Source organism: Candidatus Poriferisodalis sp., assembly GCF_965214215.1.
Classification (GTDB): Bacteria; Actinomycetota; Acidimicrobiia; order Acidimicrobiales; family Poriferisodalaceae; genus Poriferisodalis.
Genome location: NZ_CBDCBD010000002.1, coordinates 117,508 through 130,650, shown reverse-complemented (window position 1 = coordinate 130,650; position 13,143 = coordinate 117,508). Strand labels below are relative to the sequence as shown.

General features: G+C 66.5%; 13 protein-coding genes. 5 read left to right on the top strand and 8 right to left on the bottom strand.

The annotated features are described in order from the left end of the window. Nucleotides 1–89 precede the first annotated feature (89 nt). Genes ACOOF5_RS00840 through ACOOF5_RS00825 form a run of 4 tightly spaced genes read left to right on the top strand, consistent with a single transcriptional unit; the run spans nucleotide 90 to nucleotide 5,391 of the window. A complete protein-coding gene (locus ACOOF5_RS00840; RefSeq protein WP_420435663.1) occupies nucleotides 90–1,424 on the top strand; it encodes a sugar transferase in 1,335 nt (444 codons plus the stop codon). Further along, entirely contained in the window at nucleotides 1,421–2,431 is a 1,011-nt protein-coding gene (locus ACOOF5_RS00835; protein ID WP_420435661.1) for a glycosyltransferase family 2 protein, read from the top strand. Before ACOOF5_RS00840 ends, ACOOF5_RS00835 begins: the two co-directional genes overlap by 4 nt. A 31-nt stretch (nucleotides 2,432–2,462) precedes the next feature. Further along, entirely contained in the window at nucleotides 2,463–4,178 is a 1,716-nt protein-coding gene (locus ACOOF5_RS00830; RefSeq protein WP_420435659.1) for an N-acyl-D-amino-acid deacylase family protein, read from the top strand. 4 nt (nucleotides 4,179–4,182) lie between these two features. Continuing rightward, on the top strand, nucleotides 4,183–5,391 hold the full coding sequence (locus tag ACOOF5_RS00825; protein WP_420435657.1) for a CaiB/BaiF CoA transferase family protein: 1,209 nt from the start codon (nucleotides 4,183–4,185) through the stop codon (nucleotides 5,389–5,391). A 70-nt stretch (nucleotides 5,392–5,461) separates the two neighbouring features. Here ACOOF5_RS00825 and ACOOF5_RS00820 read toward each other — a convergent pair whose 3' ends face one another. The 3 genes from ACOOF5_RS00820 to ACOOF5_RS00810 form a co-directional block, all read right to left on the bottom strand. After that, complete coding sequence (locus tag ACOOF5_RS00820) at nucleotides 5,462–6,796, bottom strand: bifunctional o-acetylhomoserine/o-acetylserine sulfhydrylase (protein ID WP_420435655.1); 1,335 nt, start codon at nucleotides 6,794–6,796, stop codon at nucleotides 5,462–5,464. 143 nt (nucleotides 6,797–6,939) lie between these two features. Further along, complete coding sequence (locus ACOOF5_RS00815; RefSeq protein ID WP_420435653.1) at nucleotides 6,940–7,965, bottom strand: D-2-hydroxyacid dehydrogenase; 1,026 nt, start codon at nucleotides 7,963–7,965, stop codon at nucleotides 6,940–6,942. Continuing rightward, complete coding sequence (locus ACOOF5_RS00810) at nucleotides 7,962–8,741, bottom strand: 2-keto-4-pentenoate hydratase (protein ID WP_420435651.1); 780 nt, start codon at nucleotides 8,739–8,741, stop codon at nucleotides 7,962–7,964. Before ACOOF5_RS00810 ends, ACOOF5_RS00815 begins: the two co-directional genes overlap by 4 nt. 218 nt (nucleotides 8,742–8,959) lie before the next feature. On the opposite strand from ACOOF5_RS00810, the gene ACOOF5_RS00805 reads away from it, so the two are divergent. Next, nucleotides 8,960–9,403, top strand: a complete 444-nt coding sequence (locus ACOOF5_RS00805; protein ID WP_420435649.1) for an ArsI/CadI family heavy metal resistance metalloenzyme — start codon at nucleotides 8,960–8,962, stop codon at nucleotides 9,401–9,403. A gap of 157 nt (nucleotides 9,404–9,560) precedes the next feature. Here ACOOF5_RS00805 and ACOOF5_RS00800 read toward each other — a convergent pair whose 3' ends face one another. The 5 genes from ACOOF5_RS00800 to ACOOF5_RS00780 all read right to left on the bottom strand — a co-directional run bounded on the left by ACOOF5_RS00800 (nucleotide 9,561) and on the right by ACOOF5_RS00780 (nucleotide 13,132). Continuing rightward, the gene (locus ACOOF5_RS00800) at nucleotides 9,561–10,388 is read right to left on the bottom strand and encodes an acyl-CoA thioesterase (protein ID WP_420435647.1); all 828 of its coding nucleotides are present in this window, start codon (nucleotides 10,386–10,388) and stop codon (nucleotides 9,561–9,563) included. Between the two features lie 43 nt (nucleotides 10,389–10,431). Next, nucleotides 10,432–11,649: an acyl-CoA dehydrogenase family protein gene (locus ACOOF5_RS00795; protein ID WP_420435645.1), complete on the bottom strand. Its 1,218-nt coding sequence runs from the start codon at nucleotides 11,647–11,649 to the stop codon at nucleotides 10,432–10,434. 40 nt (nucleotides 11,650–11,689) lie between these two features. Next, nucleotides 11,690–12,523 (bottom strand): enoyl-CoA hydratase-related protein, encoded by an 834-nt coding sequence (locus ACOOF5_RS00790; protein WP_420435643.1) that lies wholly within the window; start codon nucleotides 12,521–12,523, stop codon nucleotides 11,690–11,692. An 85-nt stretch (nucleotides 12,524–12,608) separates the two neighbouring features. Next, a complete protein-coding gene (locus ACOOF5_RS00785) occupies nucleotides 12,609–12,989 on the bottom strand; it encodes a PIN domain-containing protein (RefSeq protein WP_420435641.1) in 381 nt (126 codons plus the stop codon). Beyond that, nucleotides 12,986–13,132 (bottom strand): hypothetical protein, encoded by a 147-nt coding sequence (locus ACOOF5_RS00780; protein ID WP_420435639.1) that lies wholly within the window; start codon nucleotides 13,130–13,132, stop codon nucleotides 12,986–12,988. Before ACOOF5_RS00780 ends, ACOOF5_RS00785 begins: the two co-directional genes overlap by 4 nt. Between the last annotated feature and the right edge of the window lie 11 nt (nucleotides 13,133–13,143).

The following is a 13,143-nucleotide window of genomic DNA, read 5'->3' as shown; positions in this document are numbered from 1 at the left end:
CCCATAGGGACATCGCGCGTCGGGATTTTCCGCGCGCCAGACTTCAGTCCCACGCCAAGCAACGTGATTCATCCAACCGTGCACCACTCGTGACGCCCACCTCGCCTTCGATGTGGAATCCGCGAACCCGCAGGGGGTTTCGGTACCTCTACGTCGTTGACGCGGTGACCTTGTTTGCCTTGATGGTGGCCATCACCGTGGTGCGTTTCGGCCTCGACTGGCCGACCTACCCGTGGAACCACTACCTCATCGGATTCGCCGTAGCCACCCTTTTGCACATGGTCGTCTACTACTTCGGCGGTCTGTACGAATTCGAGCAGCGGCTGGGACATCGGCCGTGGCTTCCCCGAGCCATGCTGCTGACCTTCATGGCGGTAGGCGGCGACGCCACCGTCACGCTGTTGACGGGTCGCTATCTGATGCCACGGGCGAATCTCGTGGTGCTGGCCGTGGCCGGTGCGGTGCTCATCTCGTTCAATCGGTGGGGGGCGAGGCGTGTCCGCCTGCTGCGCGCGGGCAAGCCCAGGGTGTTGCTGTCCGGTACGCCTGCCGATATCGACTCGGCCGAAGAGCACCTCGCCGACGCCGAGCCCGATGCGGTGGTTGCGGGCCGCCTCGACGACCCCTCCCTGATCATCCCCGAGGCCGATCGCTTGGGCGCGACCGAACTGCTGCTGCTGTCGGGTCAACCGCTGGAGACCATCTATCCCGAGCCGCTCGGCGAACTCGAGGCGCGCGACATCGGCGTCTTCCGTCGCATCACACCCGCAGACACGTTGCTCGGGCTGCAGCGCAGCCGCCAGATCGGGGGGATGCCCTTCGTGGCATTACGGGAGCATGCTCTGCCGGTGTGCCGCCTGCGCTTCAAGCGGCTGCTGGATCTGGCCTATCTGGCGTTGCTTGCCCCGTTCGCCTTGCCGATCACCGGAGCCGTCGCTGCCTATGTGAGGATCGTGGGCGGGCGTGGTGTGCTGTACCGCCAGGAGCGTGTGGGTCGCGGCGGAGTGCCGTTCGTGCTGTTGAAGTTCCGCACGATGGCTCGTGATGCGGAGCTCAACGGGCCTGTGCTGGCTGTCTCCAGCGACCCGCGAGTGGTGCGAGGCATGGACTGGCTGCGTCGCACGAGACTCGACGAGCTACCGCAGCTGTGGAACGTGCTGAACGGCACTATGTCGTTGGTGGGGCCTCGGCCGGAGCGGCCGCAATTCGTATCCAGGCTAGAGCGTGAGATCGCCGGGTACGGGCGGCGCCACGACGTTCCGCCCGGCATCACCGGGCTCGCACAGACCCAAGGCCACTACCAGACCGATCCCGGCTACAAGCTGGGTCACGACCTGCAGTACGTCGTCAACTGGTCGCCGGTATTGGACTGGCAGATCATGGCCAAAAGCCTCGTCGTCATGGCTCGCCGTAACGCCCGGTGAGCGACGCGGCAGCGGCTGGAGGGCCGCATGTCCCCGCCGGCAGGCCGCATGTCACCGTGGTGATTCCGGCGCGCAACTGTGCTGCTGAGCTGCCTGGATGCTTGGATGCTGTGAGCGCCCAGACCTACCCAGGGGTGCTCGATGTACTCGTGTCGGTTGCACCGAGCGCCGACGACACCAGCCGCGTTGCTGCAGCAGCCAGCTGCAAGTGGCCGTTGCGCATTGTTCAGAACCCCGCGGGTACTACCTCATCGGGCCTCAACCGTGCCATCGGTGCCGCTGCTGGTGAGGTCATCGTGCGAGTTGATGCTCAGGCCAGGCTGCCAGCCGACTACGTGGAGCGAGCGGTTTCGACCTTGGAGCGGACCGGCGCCGCGAATGTGGGCGGTCTTCAGCGTCCGGTCGGGAGCGACAGATTGAGCCGGGTGATTGCCGCGGCGTTATCCTCGCCGTTCGGGGGAGGTCCGGCGGCGTTCCGGCGGGGCAGCGATGAGGGACCCGTCGACACGGTCTACTTGGGGGTGTTCGACGCTGTTGCACTCACGACCGTGGGCGGGTTCGACGAGTCGCTAGAGCGGAATCAGGACTACGAGCTGAACTGGCGCCTGCGCGAGGAGGGTCACGTGGTGTGGCTCGATCCGAGATTGGCCGTGGACTACCAGCCGCGCTCCAGCTGGGCGGGTTTGGCTCGCCAGTACTTCGACTACGGCGTCTGGAAGCGAGTGGTGATCAGCCGTCACCCAGGCTCGACCCAGCCGCGGCAACTTGCAGCGCCGACGCTGGTCGTCGGTGTAGTGCTGTCCGCATTCGAACTGGCGCGTGGGCGTCTGCGCGGGGGGATCGTGCCCGCTGTTTACCTCGGTGCGTGCACGCTGGCCGCGGCCCGGCTGCGCTCCAGCCTTCCGCAGTTGGGCGACCGTCTAAAGGCGGCGGCGGCGTTCGCTGTCATGCATTTCTCGTGGGGTGCCGGCTTCTTGTGCAGCGGGCGAAACCGCCGAACCCGGTAGCCCAACGGCACTACTCAGTACGCTGACCGCCATGGCTGAGGTCGTGGTCCGCAACGGAACTGTGGTGGACGGCAGCGGCGGCCCCCCACGATCGGCAGACGTGGCCATCACTGACGGCACGATTGTCGAGGTCGGCGAGGTGGCCGGCCGCGGTCGCCGCGAGATCGATGCTGACGGGCACCTCGTGCTGCCGGGCTGGGTGGATATTCACACCCATTACGACGGACAAGCCACCTGGGATCCCGAGATGACGCCGTCTTCGTGGCACGGGGTGACGACGGCAATCTTCGGCAACTGCGGCGTCGGTTTTGCTCCGGTGCAACCAGGCACCGAGGACTACCTCATCAACCTCATGGAGGGTGTCGAGGACATCCCCGGCACGGTGCTCGCCGAGGGCATCGACTTCCGCTGGACCAGCTACCCGGAGTACCTCGACGCACTCGCCGAGACACCCCGGGTGATGGACGTCGGCAGCCAGTTGCCCCACGGAGCGCTGCGGTTCTTCGTGATGGGCGAACGCGGCGCCGACCATGCTGAGATGCCGACCGACGAAGAACTCGGCCGCATCACCGAGCTGGTCACCGAGGCATTCGCAGCGGGAGCGCTCGGCTTTACCACCAGCCGTACGACCAAGCACAAGGCGGCCGACGGTCGGCTGACGCCGTCACTGTCGGCGGGAGATCCCGAGCTCGCAGCGGTGGCACGGGCGATGCGACAGGCCGGCGCCGGCGTGCTGCAGGTGAACTCCGACTTCGGGCCCGGCGAATTCGAGACGCTGCGCGCAGCAGCCGAGATCTCGGGCCGCCCGCTGTCGGTGCTGTTGTTGCAGGTGGACAATGCCCCCGAGCTGTGGCGGGAGACGCTGGCACAGATCCATGATGCGAACGCAGCAGGCATCGCTGCGAATGGGCAGGTCGGCTGCCGGCCCATCAGCGTGATGCTCGGGCTCGACGTGTCGGTGAACCCCTTCGGCAACCACCCGGCGTACCGCGACATCGCCCACCTGCCGGCACCGCAGCGCGCAGCCCGCATGCGCACCGACGAGAGCCTGCGTCGCGCACTGGTGGAAGACCGGCCGGTCGACGGTTTCAGCAGATGGATGGACTATGCGCTCACCCGCGCCTTCGAACTCGGCGACGTGCCCGACTACGAGCCCGACCCGCGTGCATCGGTTGCGGCGCGGGCTGCAGACCTCGGCGTCAGCCCGTGGGAACTGGCACTGGATCTGCTGTCCGACGGTGACGGTGACACCCTGCTGCTGTACCCCTTCGAGAACTACACCGCGGGCAGCCTCGAGGTGATCCGCGAAATGCTGGCCGACCCTCACACCATCTGCGGGATCGGCGACGCGGGAGCACATGTCGGCACCATCTGCGATGCGTCGTACCCGACGTACCTGCTGACGCATTGGGCCCGGGACCGCAGCCGTGGCGACGGCCTGCCGCTGGAATTCCTAGTGCACAAGCAGACTCGGGCCAATGCGGCCGCCTACGGGCTGGCCGATCGCGGCCTGCTCGCTCCCGGTTATCGGGCCGACCTCAATGTGGTCGACTTCGAAGCACTTGGCGTGGGGCGCCCGCAACTCGTGTACGACCTGCCGAGCGGCGGCAAGCGCCTGATCCAGCGGTCGACGGGTTACCGGCACACGTTCGTGGCGGGTGTTGAGGTGTCGGCCGACGGCGAGTTCACCGGTGCCCGCCCCGGCACACTCGTGCGCGGCGCCCAGGCAGACCCTGCCAGCGACTGAGCCTGTGAGTCCCTCGCCCTCGCCGGACGCCGCCGCGGGCGGCCCGGATTTGCCGCTCGCCGCCATCACCGTGCTCGATCTGACCATTGCGCGCGCGGGGCCGACGGCCGTACGGCAGCTTGCGGACTGGGGTGCCGACGTGATCCGGGTGGATGCTCCTGTCGACGGTTTCGAGGAAGGCCGTGAGGCATCGTCGGATCACCTCAACATCCATCGCAACAAGCGCTCGTTGGTGATCGATTTGAAGAATCCGTCGGGCCGTGAATTGCTGCACCGGCTCGCCCGGTCGGCCGACGTGCTGATCGAGAACCTGCGGCCAACTGTCAAGTACCGGCTGGGATTCGACTGGGAAACCCTGCACGCGGTCAATCCAACGCTCGTCATGGGCTCGATCTCGGGCTTCGGCCAAGACGGTCCGTACGCGACGAGAGGCGGCGTCGACCAGATAGCGCAGGGCCTTGGCGGGATGATGTCTGTGACCGGGCTGCCGGGCCATGGTCCCGTGCGGGCCGGCGTGGCGATCAGCGACGTGACCGCAGGCCTTCAGCTCGCGATCGGCGTTCTGGTAGCGCTCATCGAGCGATCCCGCACCGGCGAGGGCCGCTGGGTGCACACCTCGCTGCTCGAGTCGATGATCGGCATGCTCGACTTCCAGGCGGCCCGCTGGACGGTGGCGGGGGAGGACCCGCCGCAAGCCGGCAACGACCACCCCACGATGATCCCGATGGGGACCTACGAAGCCGCAGACGGGCACATCAACATCGCTGCCCCCGGCGGTCGACTGTGGCGAGCCTTCTGCGCCGAGATCGACCGCCCCGATTTGGTCGACGACGAACGATTCTCGTCGACGAAACTGCGCTCGGCCAACCGGTCTGAGCTGAACAATCTCATCGGCGAGCGGTTGGCCCAGGCGAACTGCGACGAATGGGTCGAGCGGCTCAACGCCGTGGGCATCCCGTGCGGTCGCGTCAACACCGTGGCTGAGGCATTCGCCGACCCGCAGGTAGAGCATCTCGGCATGGCCGCGCCGGTGCATCACCCGGCGATGGGCGACATCCGCATTGTGCGCAACGCCACCCAGATCGACGGGGTGCCCGGTGACATCCGCCGGCCCAGCCCCGCGCGAGGCGAGCACACCAACGAGATCTTGGCCCAGTTCGGCCTAGAACCCGACGAGATTTCTGCCCTGCGTAACGCTGGCGCCGTCAGCTAACGCTGGTCACGCATCGGCTGCGGGCTGACGACTCGGCGTCGCCAGCCCGCGAGCGCGATCTTGCGTGGCGTCAGATGCCGGCGGCGGCCTCGAAGCCAGTATCGAGGTCGGCGATGATGTCGTCGATGGTTTCGATGCCCACCGACAGCCGCACCAAGTTCGGCTCGACGCCGGTGTCGGACTGCTCCTCGGGGGTGAGCTGGCTGTGCGTCGTGCTGGCCGGATGGATCGCCAGGCTGCGCACGTCGCCGATATTGGCGACATGGCTGTGCAACTCGAGGCTCTCGACGAACTTCTGGCCGGCCTTGGTGCCGCCGTCGATCCCGAACGCCAACACTGAGCCGGCGCCCCGAGGCAGATACTTGCGCGCCCGCTCGTTGTAGGGACTGGACGAAAGCCCGGCGTAGAGCACCCACTCGACCTGCGGGTGGGACTCCAGATACTGGGCCACCGCTTGGGCGTTGGCGACATGCCGTTCCATGCGCAGCGACAAGGTTTCGATTCCCTGCAGGAACAGGAAAGCGTTCATGGGCGAGACCGCAGCGCCGATATCGCGCAGCAGCTGCACCCTTGCCTTGAGGATGTACGAACCTGCGCCGAGGGCCGGCCAGTAGGCCAGCCCGTGGTAGCTCGGATCGGGCTCGGTGAACATCGCATGCCGCCCAGAGGCACCGAAGTCGAACGTTCCGCCGTCGACGATGAGCCCGCCGATGGAGGTGCCGTGACCGCCGATGAACTTGGTGGCTGAATGCACCACGATGTCCGCACCGTGGGCCAGGGGCTGGCACAGGTACGGCGATGGCACCGTGTTGTCGATGACCAGCGGAACGCCCACCGAATGGGCCACATCGGCCACGCCTTCGAAGTCCAAGATGTCGTTCTTGGGATTGCCGATGGTCTCGCCGTAGAACGCCCGCGTGTTGTCACGGGTCGCATCGCGCCATGCGTCGAGGTCGTCGGGATCTTCCACAAACGTGGTCTCGATGCCCATCTTCGGCAGCGTGTAGTGGAACAGGTTGTACGTGCCTCCATACAGCGACGGGCTGGCCACGATGTGGTCGCCCGACTCCGCAAGGTTGAGGATTGCCAGCGTCTCCGCAGCCTGCCCGGAGGACACCGCCAGCGCGCCGGGCAGGCCGACTGCTGTGCGAATGCCCCCTTCGAGCGCACTGATGCGCTCTTCCAGCACATGCTGGGTGGGGTTCATGATGCGGGTGTAGATGTTCCCGATCTCAGCCAGGCCGAACAGCTTCTGGGCATGTTCGGAGCTCTCGAAGGTGTACGAGGTGGTTTGGTAGATGGGAACCGCGCGGGCGTTGGTGGCGCTGTCAGGCGCCTGGCCCGCGTGGATCATTCGGGTTTCGAAACCCCATTGGTCGGTTTGGACTTCATCTGCGTCGCTCATAATGAGCTCCATTTCTTGCGCCCCATGAGGCGGGCTATGCCTATAACCCGGCGGGATTGCCGAGCGCGCAAGACTGTACCGGCAAATCCCGACCTATCCGGTCGGATTTTCTGTGACAGATAGGTGTCGGAATCTTGGGAGTCTCAGAAACCGGTTTGCTTGTCGACTACGCCTTCCAGCGGACGGCCCTCTCGCAGCGCGACGAGGTTGCGGCAAAAGCGCTCCAGGTTGCGCCGTGCGCGGTGCTGGCTGGCGCCGGCGGTATGGGGTGTCATCACGCAGTTGTCGAACCCCCACAGCGGGCTGTCGGCGGGCAACGGCTCGACGGGTGCGACATCGAGAGCTGCGCCGCCGATCCGTCCTTCGGCCAACGCGCGCTCCAGCGCCGGTCCGTCGATGATCTCGCCGCGGGTCACGTTCAGCAACACCGCGCCGTCGGGCATCAAGGTGAACATCTCGTCATCGAACATGGCCCGGGTGTCGCCGGTGAGTGGCAGACCGACTGCCAGGACATCGCTGGTCGCCACGATGTCGCGCAGCGACTCCGGTCCGCCGACCACCTCGACGCCCTCGCCGGGTGGTACCGGGTACAGGTCCATCGCCCGCACGTTCATGCCGAACGCGGTGGCGCGGCGGGCGATGTGTCGGCCCGTGCCGCCGAAGCCCAGAATGCCCATGGTCAGGCCTTCGAGCTCGAGTTCGCTGTAACGCATCTGTTCCCGAAGTTCGTTGTCCCATCCCTCGGAACCGAGCTTCACCGCCGTTGCGATGCGCCTGACCAGCGCCAGCAGCAGGCCGAAAGCATGATCGGCCAGGTGGCTGCCGACCAGGCCCTTCTCGCCGGTGAGCACGACATCGCTGGCGAGGAACTTGGGATACATGAACATGTCGACGCCCGATGCCGTGGCGTGAATCCAGCGCAGGTTCGGCGCCGCATCGAACAGCCACTCGGGCACGATCCCGAGGATCACCTGTGCATCGGCAGCCAGCGGCACCCCGTCTCGCGGCCGCTCCACGATATTCACGACGGCGCCCGGTCCTGCGGCGGCGCGAATGGCGGCCTCTTTATCGGGGCTGACATCGGGCAGTGTGAGTGTCTTGGTGACCAGCACATGGAGCGGCCCGTCGGGCACGTCCAGGACGGTCGGGCTGGGCAGTGCAGAACTCATGAGATCGTCGCCTCCACGTCTCCGATGCCGCTGTAGTGGGTCGTCCAGCGCTGGCCGGGTTCGACCCGGAAGCGGGAATACGCGCCGGTGATCACGCTCTGGCCCGTTTCGAGAGCCAAGCCGTGGCGGTGCAACGTCGCTGCGAGACGGGCAATCGACAGGTACGGGTTGTCGACCTCGTCTGCGGCCGTGCAGCTGAAGCGCTCCTCGCCGTCGCACGAGACCGTCACCACGCAGCGGTCGAGATCTGCTGCGGGCGGAGCGTCGACTCCCGAGCCTCGCACAATGGCCCAGTTCGTCAGGCTGTCGGCGACGAGCATGGCGAGGTTGCCCCCGACGGCGACGCGTGCCTCGTTCACCTCGTAGCCGGCGCACACCTGCGCGATCCGAGCGGGCACGGAAGCAGGATCGACGTCGTCGCCGGCGATGCGCTCGCCGATCACGAAGCACATCTCAGGTTCGATGCTCACCTTGCTGATCTGTGCGGACGGGATGTCGGCGGGCGATACGAGCACGCGGTTGACGTGCCCGAACGGCCGGTCGTCGATTCCTACCGCAGTCCTAGCCCGATCCGAGGTCAGCCCCACCTTCCAGCCGGCTTGCACGGCACCACTGGCGGTAGCTCGCCGCTGCATCTCACACTGGATGGCGAGTCCGTCTTCGAAGCCCAAGTCGGCAAACGCCCCTACGGGTGCCTCGCCTCCGCCGGCGAGGTAGGCAGTCAGAGCATCTGCTGCCGCGAGCTGTGCGGGGCTGAGCGGTTGTGGCGAAGTCACAGCGGCGCACCTTAGAGGCTGCGCGCAAGGGTGAGCCTTCCCGTTCTCGCATCAGTTGTTGCCCGCGTTTGTTCCCGGTCTTCATGCGATTGCGCTCACGGGTTGCTCGGGCCACGGCTTCGTCTATCGGCTCAGCCTCTGAGGTTGCTCGTTGCCGGTGGGCTCAGATGTCCAGGTTCGTCCTACCCAGTCCAGTCGGCCCGCCGTAGTGTGTGCCCATGAGGTTGCAGCTGGCACTCAACGTGGACGACATCGACGAGGCGGTCGACTTCTACTCACGTCTGTTCGGGGCGGAGCCTGCGAAGCGGCGCGAGGGCTATGCGAACTTCGCTATCGATGAGCCGCCGTTGAAGCTGGTGCTCTTCGAGTCGACTGGCGACGGGGGCACCATCAACCACCTCGGGGTCGAGACCGAGTCCGCTGGCGAGGTGGAGCAGGCACACGCGCGTATGAGCGACGCCGGCATCACCACCTCGACCATTGACGAGACCATGTGCTGCTACGCCGAGAAAGTGGAGACGTGGGCGACCGATCCGCATGGCATCGAGTGGGAGTGGTACGTCAAGCAGGGCGACACCGAGGTGATGCAGAACGTCGTGCTGTCACGCCGCGGCGACGGAACCGAACGCCTGAGCCACGCTGAAGACGCCTGCTGCGCATAGCGGCACCGAGAGTGGGCGGATCGTCCCGGCCGTCGCTCGCCGGGCCGAGCTTTGGCAGTCCCTAGTGGTGTGTCGAGGTGTTGGTCGGGGCAGTGCGCAGTGTGCTGACCTGCGGAAACGAGTTCTCAGCAGCCCTGCACACATTGCCGATGAACCGCTAGGTCTGGGGTCGGCGCTCTCGCAGCAGAACTTCCTGGGCGATCGTGGCGACGTGGCGGCCGTCAGGAGCGAACAGGTTGCCCACGGTCATGCCCCGAGCGCTCGTGAGGCCGTGGCAGTCGAATTGGTAGAGGTGCCACTCATCGGCGCGCATCGGGCGGTGGAACCACATGGCGTGATCCAGTGACGCGCCCATGAACTTCTCCTGGTACTGCTCGCGGGTCACCTGCAGGGGATGCAGCGAGCGGGCGGCGTTGAACTGGATGGCGTCCGACGTGAACGCCAGACCGCAGATGTGCAGGCGGGGATCGTCGTTGATGGGATCGACGATGCGTACCCAGCCCATCGACTGGCCCGCCCCCGGATGGCTTGGCAGCGGACGGCGTTCCATGATCCACGGCCAACGCTCTTCGTCGATGTTGCGACAGTCCTGCGGGTCGGGTGCGAGCGGGATGCGTGCGGTTTGCACCTGGGCGTCCTGCTCTGCCACGTGGAATGAGCACGACAGGTTCAAGATTGCGCCGCCGCTCTGGCGGGCAACGACCGCTCGGGTGCAGAACGATCGGCCGTTGCGCAGGCGGTCCACCTCGTAGCGGACCGGTTCGTCAAGCGTGCCGCCCCGGATGAAATAGGCGTGTACCGAGTGCGGCACGAACGCTTCGTCGACGGTTTGAAACGCCGCCCACAGGCCTTGTGCGATGACCTGACCGCCGTAGATCCGACCCCACATGTATTCGGGGCTGACGCCGACGTAGGTATCTGGGCCGTGCTGCTCGAGGAACATCACCTCGCCGTAGGTGGTGGGCGCTGCGATGCCGCTCGTCACAGCGTTCCCTTGCGGGAATCGCCCGTATGCGTCGGAGGTCGGATCACAGCATTCCCTTGCGGGAATCGCGCCAAGGCACATCACGGTCGAGGCGGGGTTCGCCGGGGAGGCCCAGTACTCGCTCTCCCAAGATGTTGCGCTGGATCTCGTCGGTGCCGCCCCGTATCGACATCGACGGTGCCGTCACCGTCTCGATGTAGCCGTGGCCGTCTTCGAGCATGCCTGCTGCTCCTGCTGCGCGATTCGCCAAGTAGGCACACCGCTTGTACGACGACACCGTCCTCAGCTTCGCACCGCTGCCAGCAGGTCCAGGACTGCCGCCCGACCGAGCCTCGTCGGAGGCCCTCTGCGCGGTCCAGCGCGACGCCATGTCGGCAGCGTAGATCGACATGGCCTCGTCCCGTCTCACCTTGTCGTCGAGTGCGCCAAGCGCGACCAGATCGGCGATCCACGGCGGGATACGTGCTCCCCGCTTCGCACCGTCGCCCCCGCCGCGGCTGCCGGCGCCGGCACGTTCGTGCGAGAGAATCGTCATGGCAACGCGCCAGCCTTCGCCCACATCGCCGACCCGCCATTCGTCACCCACGACCGCGCCGTCCACGAACACTTCGCTGAAATGGGCGTCGTTGTTCATCTGCCGCAGCGGCCGCACGTCGACACCAGGTGCGTCCATGGCGGTCACGAACATCGTCAGCCCTTTGTGCTTGGGCTGTGCGGGGTCGGTGCGGGCCAGGCAGATTCCCCATTCGGCCCACATCGCCCGGCTGGTCCACGTCTTCTGGCCGCCCAGGCGCCACACGTCGCCGTCCCGCTCGGCGCTGAGGGCCACATTTGCGAGGTCCGAGCCAGCTTCGGGCTCGGAGAACATCTGGCACCAGATCTCGGCACCAGAAGCAATCGGACGCAGCCAGCGCTGCTGCTGTTCGGCGGTTCCGTGTGCCAGCAGAGCGGGACCCACCATCCCCAGCCCGATCGCGAACGGGTACAGGTCGGGCACGACGTACTCGCGCAGCACCGAGCCGACGAGGGCGTTCTCGGCGGGCGACGCGTCCCGGCCGCCATGGTCAGCAGGCCAGGTCGGCACGTGCCAGCCGCCCTCGACAGTCGCCGCCAGATACGCCCGACCATTGTCGAGGTCGTCGCTGCCAGCACCCATCGACGTCAGCCGGGTCGCTTCGGTGCGCCGCTCGAGCAGTCCGTCGAGCGCTGCCCGGATGTCGTCGGGGGTAAGCGTGGCTGCCTTCAACGGGGGATCGGCCATCAGCTGCGGGTGCGGTCGGGCACTTCGGGGCGACCCGGCATCAGCTGCGGGTGAAGTTCGGCGTACGACGCTCGTTCATGGCGCTGACTCCCTCACGCCAGTCGTTTGTGGTGCGCAGGCGGTCCTGCTCGGCCTTCTCGTTGTCTGTTGCGACCTTGATGGCGTCGGCGAGGTGCCCCCGCATCGTGTTGCGGATCGATTCGACGGCCAACGGCGCCGACCCGGCGATCTCGCAGGCGAAGTCGTACGCGGCCTGGCGCAGGTTGTCGAGCGGCACCAGCTTGTCGGCTAGCCCGAGTTCGACAGCTTCGTCGCCCTTCACTCGGCGGCCGGTGTAGAGCAGATCCAGCGCCTGCTGGTTGCCGACCAGCATCGGCAGGGTCACGGTGAGCCCGAAGCCGTGGTGGAAGCCCAATCGGGCGAAGTTGGCAGTGAAGCGAGCCTCGGGTGCCGCGATGCGAAAGTCCGGGAAGCAGGCCACGCCGAGGCCGCCGCCCACCGCTGCGCCCTGGATGGCGCCCACCACCGGCTTCTGCTTGGAGAACAGGTCGAAGGCTGCGTCGTACAGATGGCGCGGGCTGCCGTCGGCGTTGGTGGCGGTAATTTCGCCGCCCCGGCGGCCATCAGATCCGAACTGGGCGCCCGCACAGAAGTTCTTGCCTTCCGAGCACAGCACGCTCGCCCGGCAGCCGTCCTCCTCGTCCAGATCGCCGAACGCGGCGACGAGGCCGTCGATGAGTTCCAAGTCGAAAAAGTTGTTGGGTGGCCGCTGAATCTCTACGACGGCCACGTGGTCGTCGCTCAGCTTCACCGAGACATCGCCGTACTGTCCGAATTCGGCGAGAGTGCTGTCGACTGTGCTGTTGCTGCTCATGCGGCGAGCGTAGATGCGCCGCCCGCGAAGCGCTCGACTGGTCGCAACCGCTGCCCGCATCCTGGCGTAATTCAGCGGGGCTGGGTCACTGCCAAGCCAGCACCCGTGGTGCATGCGGCGCTGTCGTTGTGCGAAGCGACGCGAAATCGTCGACGTCCGAAGTCACGATGTCGTGGCCGATTCGCTCTGCCACCACGTAGAGATGTGCGTCGACCACGTAGGCGGTGCCCGATCTGCGAAGGGTTTCGCCCACCATGGCAACCTCGCCGGGCAGGAAGGGGTGCAGCGTCATTGATTGGAGCGCTCGTGCGAGTCGGGCTTGCCGGCTTCCGTTGCGCCACACCTGTGCAGCAACCGGGGAAGTTGTGTGGAGGGCATCCCCGTTGCGCTCAGCAGTCATCAAATGCGCGTGGGCCTGCGTGGCGCCGCGATCGATCGCGATGAGGACGCCTGCGTCAAGGATCATCGGTTGTAGTAGCGCTGCTGCATCTCGGCAACCATGTCCTCATTGACCGGACCTGACTCGGCTTCCCAGTCACGCAGCAGCGACCTGAGCGCTACACGTTGTGCTTGTTCCTCGGCAAGCCTCCGGATGCCGATCAACTGCACTCAGCCCATGC